This window comes from Kitasatospora humi, from assembly GCF_020907985.1.
Taxonomy (GTDB): domain Bacteria; phylum Actinomycetota; class Actinomycetes; order Streptomycetales; family Streptomycetaceae; genus Kitasatospora; species Kitasatospora humi.
On the sequence record NZ_JAJJPA010000018.1, the window covers coordinates 128,048 to 134,447 of the forward strand.

The 6,400-nt window shown below is 72.6% G+C and carries 6 protein-coding genes; all 6 read left to right on the forward strand.

Annotation, left to right across the window (positions count from 1 at the left end; translation table 11 throughout):
- Nucleotides 1-106 precede the first annotated feature (106 nt).
- Nucleotides 107-1,234, forward strand: coding sequence for a phosphoenolpyruvate carboxykinase (ATP) (locus LN042_RS19100; RefSeq protein WP_230052478.1), 1,128 nt, complete (start codon nt 107-109; stop codon nt 1,232-1,234).
- Entirely contained in the window at nt 1,231-2,127 is an 897-nt protein-coding gene (locus LN042_RS19105) for a hypothetical protein (RefSeq protein WP_230052479.1), read from the forward strand. The genes LN042_RS19100 and LN042_RS19105 overlap by 4 nt, the downstream gene beginning before the upstream one ends.
- Nucleotides 2,127-3,014, forward strand: coding sequence for an MDR/zinc-dependent alcohol dehydrogenase-like family protein (locus LN042_RS19110; protein ID WP_230052480.1), 888 nt, complete (start codon nt 2,127-2,129; stop codon nt 3,012-3,014). Before LN042_RS19105 ends, LN042_RS19110 begins: the two co-directional genes overlap by 1 nt.
- On the forward strand, nt 3,011-3,793 hold the full coding sequence (locus LN042_RS19115; protein WP_230052481.1) for a sugar phosphate isomerase/epimerase family protein: 783 nt from the start codon (nt 3,011-3,013) through the stop codon (nt 3,791-3,793). Before LN042_RS19110 ends, LN042_RS19115 begins: the two co-directional genes overlap by 4 nt.
- Nucleotides 3,794-3,842: 49 nt before the next feature.
- Nucleotides 3,843-4,886: a phosphotransferase enzyme family protein gene (locus LN042_RS19120; protein WP_230052482.1), complete on the forward strand. Its 1,044-nt coding sequence runs from the start codon at nt 3,843-3,845 to the stop codon at nt 4,884-4,886.
- Between the two features lie 216 nt (nt 4,887-5,102).
- A partial coding sequence (locus LN042_RS19125) for a Rossmann-fold NAD(P)-binding domain-containing protein (RefSeq protein ID WP_230052483.1) occupies nt 5,103-6,400 on the forward strand: 1,298 nt, incomplete at its 3' end.

The following is a 6,400-nucleotide window of genomic DNA, read 5'->3' on the forward strand; positions in this document are numbered from 1 at the left end:
ATTCCTTCGGGAATAGAGCAGTTGAGGCCGACTATGCCAGCATCGCGGAATCCGCTCCCCTGCGACATCCGCTGGCGGTGCGTCGAGGTGTTGGGAGGTCAGGAAGATGGTAGACACAGTTTCGCTCGTCGTCGGTTCCGTGGCGGATGCCCACAGGGTGCGGGCAGACCTGTTGCTGGCGGGGTTGCGCCTGCGGATCGCGGCGCCGAGTCCGCGGCTGGTGGAGTCGGTGGTGGGAGTGCTCGCTCCAGCGTGCGAGGTGGACCCGTCGACGCAGGGTGAGCCGGGCTGGACCCTGATCGTGGATCAGGCGGAATCGGTCGTCGAGGTGGAAGCGCTCTTCGAGGGCCTGCTGGTGCTCGCCCTGCCGTACAGCGGCCGGCAGCTGGCTGTGCTGGATACGGCTGAGGGAGTGCTTCGGTTGGCCGCGCGCTACCGGCGCGGCGCGGCGCCGGTGTTGCTGGAGGTCGACGCCGCGCATCGCGCGACACGGTTGGTCGTGTCGCCGGGTGATGGGGTGGGAGTGCGGTGGGCGGACTGGCTGGCGCGGGTGTTCTTCGCTTCCCGACTGCTGGCGGCGGGATGGCGGATGCTGCACGCCTCGGCGGTGGCGGTCGACGGTGCCGCACTGGTGTTCCTGGCCGGGCAGCGCGGTGGCAAGTCCACGCTGGCGCACCGGGCCGTGCGCGAGAGGGGCGCGCTGTTCCTGGCCGACGACCTCGTGCTGGCCGGCCCGGGTGGGCTGGTGGTTGGTTGGCCGACCAGGGTCGCGGTACCCGCCGAGTTGTTCGCCGGGCAGCTGCCGGCTGTGGGTCGGGCGGAGCGCACGGTGGTGGCGGGGGTGCCGCGGCGGCGGGTGCTGTTCAGTCCGCCTGAGCATCGCCAGGCCCTGAGTGTGCCCTACTCGCCACCGGTTCCGCTCGGCGCGGTGGTCGTCGCCCGCTCCGCCGAGGCAAGCGAGCAGGGTGTCCGGGCCGACAGTTTGCCGGAGGCCGGGGTTCGGGAGGCGGTGGCGGCGGCAGCGCGTGTGCCGCAGCAACTGCTGTATGTGAGTGACGCGCTGGGCCTGATGGGCGGCCCGAGGCTCGCGGAGCAGGCTGCCGGGGTCGGGAACAGGGCAGAGCTGTTGGGCGGGGTTCCCGCCGCTGCGCTGAACGTTCCGGCGGACCGACTGGCGACGGCCGATGTGTGGCGGGCGCTGGCCCCGGTGGTGCCGCTGGTCGGGTACCCGTGAGCGCCGGGTACCGCTGCTACGTGGTGTCGAGTGCCGGGCGGACGCTCACGGTGCGGGCGGCGGGGGTGCCCGCGGCTTGGTGGGAGCGGATCGTCCGGCATCTACCCGGAGTCGCCGCTGGCGGAGTCACCGAGGCCACGGGCGCTGGGGCGGTAGTGCTGCCGGCCGGACTCGGCGAGGGCGACGTACGGCGGTGCGTCAACGCCCAGCTGCACGTGCTGCACCTTGCCCACGGGGCGCTGTGCGTGCACGCCGTCGCCCTCCAGCATCCGGGCGGTGGCGGGGCGGTACTGCTGCTAGGCGGGCACGGCGCCGGGAAGTCGCTGGTGGCGCTCGCCCTGGCCGGGCGCGGCTGGCAGGTGCTGGCCGGGGACGTGGCGGTCGTGGACTGCGGGCGCGGGCAGGATCGCCCGCTCGTCGTAGGCGGCACGTCCGCGTTCATCGTGCGCCGCGCACCGGTCCGACGCTGGTTTCCCGGCCTGCAGTTGCCCGCCGACGGCCCGGCCAGACTCGACCTCGCCGCCTGTGGCGGTCTGTTGGAGCGGCAGATGGCGCCCTGGTCTCCGGTCACCGTGGTGGCGGCCGTCGTGGTCGACGTGGATGGCGACCCGCAGGCCGGAAACGGTGTGCTCAATGAGCTCGACACCCACACCGCCGCGAACGTGTGGTGGCGCGCCAGTGGGCACCTGCTGGATCGGCTCCTGGACGACGGCGAGCAGGCGCTGCGCCGACTCGAGGACGTAGCCGGCAGCCGGCGCCGCCTGGCTCAGGTGCGCAGGCTCGCCGAGTACCTTCCGCTGCACACAGCCTGGGGAGCACCGCAGCCGATCGCCACGCACATCGAGGCCCTCGTCCAGTCCGCCGTTCTGCCCGCCGACCTGGGAGGTCGATAATGCCTGAGCAACCGCGCGCCCGGCCCCTGCACGCGGGGGCCCGGATTCGGCTCCACGCGGGCCGCGCCCACCTGTTCCCTGCCGTCGCCGTGCCCGAGGGCATGGTGGCTGGGCAGTACAGCGTGCTCAGTCCCGGCACCGAGCGGCGCCATCTGGCCGGATCCGACCGGGATGCTGGATATATGACCCTGGGCCAGGCCGACAGCGCCTGGCTGCTGGCCCCGGTCCCACACGGCGCGGCGTTCGACCCGCAGCACCACGGTGCGGTGATCGCCCCGGCCGGAACTGGGGTGGAAGTCGCCGCGCTGGCCCGCTTCCAGCAGATGGCCCTCCTCGGCCTTGACCGGGTGCCCGGCGTCGAGCTGGACGGAGCGATCGTGGTCGGTTCCGGGCCGGTCGCACTCGGCTGCGTCCTGGAGCTTCACCGCCGCGGCGTTACGAACGTGCGGGTGGTGACATCGCGTCGGCACGCGCCGATCGGCCGCGCCCCCGGCGTCACCTGCGTTGTGCCCGGCACCCCGGTGGCGGCCAGGCTGGTCATCGACGCCGCCGGCGACCCGCGGCACGCGGCCGCGCTCACCGAGCCCGGCGGCGTCCTGGGCCTGCTGGGTACCCCGGAGCCCACCGCCTCGCTGTCGGCTATCGAGGTGCACCGGGCCGGGTGGACGGTGGTGGGGATGCACGAGCTCGCGGCCCAGGAGGCGGCCGCCTACCGTGACGCCTATAGCACCGCGGCCGCCTTCCTGACCGAGCGGCTGCCCGCGGAGCTGCTCCCCTCCTGGTGCCGGACGGTATCCGGCACCCGAGCGCCCGAGCTCTACGCGCTGCTCACCGGCCCGGGGCGTCCGGCGGAGCCGGTCATCGTCTTTGACTGGCGGACGGCATGAATGCACCCGGAGTCGGCCTGTACAGCATCTCCGTCCGCGGCCTGGACGTCCCCGAGCTGCTGGCCTGGGCAGCCGCCGAGCGGATCCCGTTTATCCACCTGCGCGGCGGGCCGCGCGGCGTCGACCTGGCTCGCCGCGCCCCCGCGACGCTGGCCCACTGGCGGCACTGCGCCCGAAAGTCGGTGCCGATCACCGGCGTGAGCGCGGACCTCGATCTGGCCGACCTGTTCGCCCCGGACCCAGGTACCCGGGCTGCAGCGGTGCGCGAGCTGGTCGGCCTAGCGCGGGCCGCCAAGGCGCTGGGCGCCGGCTGGGTGCGACTACTTGCCTGCATCCTGCCCGCCGACGCGGGCGCCTTCCGGGGCAGGTCGCTGCCCTCCGTCGGGGTGCCGCTGCTGGCCGAGCTCCACCACCCCGGATGGCTCACGGAAACGGCGCTCGCCACACTGGAGGAACTACTCGACCGCTCCCCGCAGTTGGGCCTGCTGGCCGACACCGCGCAGCTCGGCGCCGCCTTCCACGCGGCTGGCGCCGGCGCGGGGGATCACCTGGAGCGGGTCCTGGCCCGCACCCGGGTCCTTCACCTGTCGGACAGCGGAAGGGGCCTGGACGAGCCTGGCCACCGGGTGGTCGCCGAGTTCGCCCAGGCCCGGATCGCCGCGGGGCAGGAGATCGAGGTCGCCATGGAGTGGACCGGCCAACCCCGCACCCGCACAGAGTGCCTGACGCGGCATCGGGAAGCGGCCGCATGGTGGACCGATGTCCAACGACCCTGCTGAGACCGTAGGGTGTTCACCCATTTACTACTCGTAGTCAGGAGACGGCGTTATGCCGAACACCGAGACCACCGCCCTCGCCACGGCCCTGGAGCGCGGCTACGACCTGCCGGGCGCCGTGCTGGAGCGGCTGCCGATCGGACAGGTGACCGTCAACTACCGCGCCCAGCTCCCCGACCAGACGACGCTGTTCGTCAAGCACTACCCCGCCGGCACCGACCTCCCCGCCGAGCGGGCAGCGATCGCCCAGAGCCGACTCGCGGGCAAGCACGGCGTACCGGTCGCCACAGTGCGCCCTTCCCGCGTCGGAGAGGCCATCATCGAGCACGACGGGCACGCGATCTCGGTCTGGGAGTGGGTCGGGGGGCGCACCGTCGAGGACGGGCTCAACCCGGCCCAGCAGCGCGCCGCGGGCCGGGCGCTCGGGACGATCCACCACGCGTTCGCCGGCCACCCGGCCGCCGCCAATACCTCCTCCAAGCTCGACCGGTGGATGAACCCCGACCTTCAGAAGTTGGAGGCGGGCGTCGACAAGCTGCTGGGTGTGGTGAACGAGCGGGCGCAGCGCGACGACTTCGACGAGCAGGCGCTGCGGACGCTGACCGAGCGGCGCTCCATGCTGCACCGCGTCCCGGGCTTGATCGCGGACCTGCCCCCGCTCTCGACCCAGGTCCTGCACGGCGACTACTCCGCGGTAAACCTGCTCTTCGACGGCGACGCCCTCACCGCCGTCCTCGACTTCCTGCCGCCCGACCCGTTCCTGACCGCCTACGAGCTGGGTCGAATTGCTTTCGACCCCCGCGCCGTCGTACTGCATGAGGACTGGATCACCTCCGGCGTGACCCTGGCCAGCGCCTACCTGGAGACCAATCCCCACCTGCCGGCCGCCGACGTGCGCGCCTGCGCCCGCGTCGCGCTGCTCCAACTGGTGACCAGCCTGTACGGGGTCAAGCAGCACTACCTCGAGCCCGGCCTGCTGCAGGACGATCTCGACAGCTTCTGGCTGCTGCGGCATGCCGCCGCCCAGCGCCTGCTCGAGCGCCTGGAGGAGGTGGAGGCCGCGTTGGGTGAGGCGGCCACGCAGCACGCTCGTTGACCGCTCCCGCCCAACCGGTGGGTCGTACCCAAGGAGTTCCCGATCAGCACAGCAGCTCTGACCGATCCCGGGGCGTGGATAGTCTTGCGCGGCCCGGTCACCCCGGAGACGGTCCGTATGATCGCCCAGGCGCTCGCCGACCGTCACCGCCTCGCTTGCCATCGGCGCGGCAACAATGCTCTCGCCCTTGGCACCTCATCCACCGGGGTGCCGTTAGTGACGGTCCGGTGGCAGGCTCTCGCGCCACAGCCGCCGCGCACCCTCGGCTTCCAGCTGCCATCACCGGCCGCGCTCGACATCCTGATCGACCCGGGCCCGGCCGAGGGCGCGGACCTGGCCCACGAGCTCCACCAGCGCCTGGCCGAGGTCACTCTCCCCTACACGGCCACCGAACTGGACGGCATCCGCGCCTCCATGCCCCTGGTCGACCGCTACAGCGCACCGAACCCGGCGTTCCAGCAGTGGGCGCTGCTCTTTCGCGACCACTACCTCGAGCACTCCGTCGGCTTCCTGCTGGGAATGGAGCGCGCCGGCATCCCTCCACAGTGGATCTTCGCGCTCGACAAGGGTGATCGCACCTTCAACCGCGACCGCGTCCACGCCACCTTCCTGGCCCGGGGCTACCGCAGCGACGTCCTGGACAACAGCGCCGTCAACAACCCCAACGCGCACAGCGCCGAACTGGAGCACGTCACCGCGGCCATCGACACCTTCATCGACCAGGCTCACGCGGCTGGCCGCCGCATCCTAGTGGTGGACGACGGAGGCCTGCTCGCCCGCGGCTACGGCGCCGCCGGAGCGCCACGCCAGGTCGACGCCGCCCTCGAGCTGACGGTCAGCGGCATCAAGCGCATCACCGCTGCTGGTCCCCTAGCCATCCCAGTGCTGAACCTGGCCCGCTCTCAGGTCAAGAGCCACCTCGGCTACCGGGAGATCGCCGACTCCTGCCTGCGCCGCCTGCGCGCCATCGTCCCCGACCGCAAGTTCATCGGCCGCCCGGTCCTGCTCCTCGGCCACGGCACCCTCGGCTCGCGCCTGGCACCGGCGCTGCGCACTCTCGGCTGCCGGGTGGCGGTCGTCGACACTGACCCGCTCGCGCTGATCGGCGCCGCCGAGGCCGGCTACACCACCCACCGCACTGCCCGCCAGGCCCTCACCGCCGAGGCCCCGTTCCTGGTGATCGGCACCACCGGCGAGATCGCCCTCGCTGAGCACGAGGTGGCGCTGCTGCCCGACGAAGTCCTGCTGGCGCCCTTTGCCACCCGTGACTTCTCCGTCCTGACCGAGGGAGCGCGTGCCCAGGACGCCACTGAGATCCCCGGGATCGGCCTGCGCTTGCCCCTGCCCGGCGGACGGGCGGCCACCCTGCTCGGCAACGGCCGCTCGATGAACCTCTTCGAGGCCGACTCCATCCCCAACCAGGGCTACGACGCCTACCGCGCCGGCACCCTCATCGCCGCAACCGCCCTGTGCGCCGACCCCGCCCGCCTGCCCGCCGGACTGCACACCGCCCC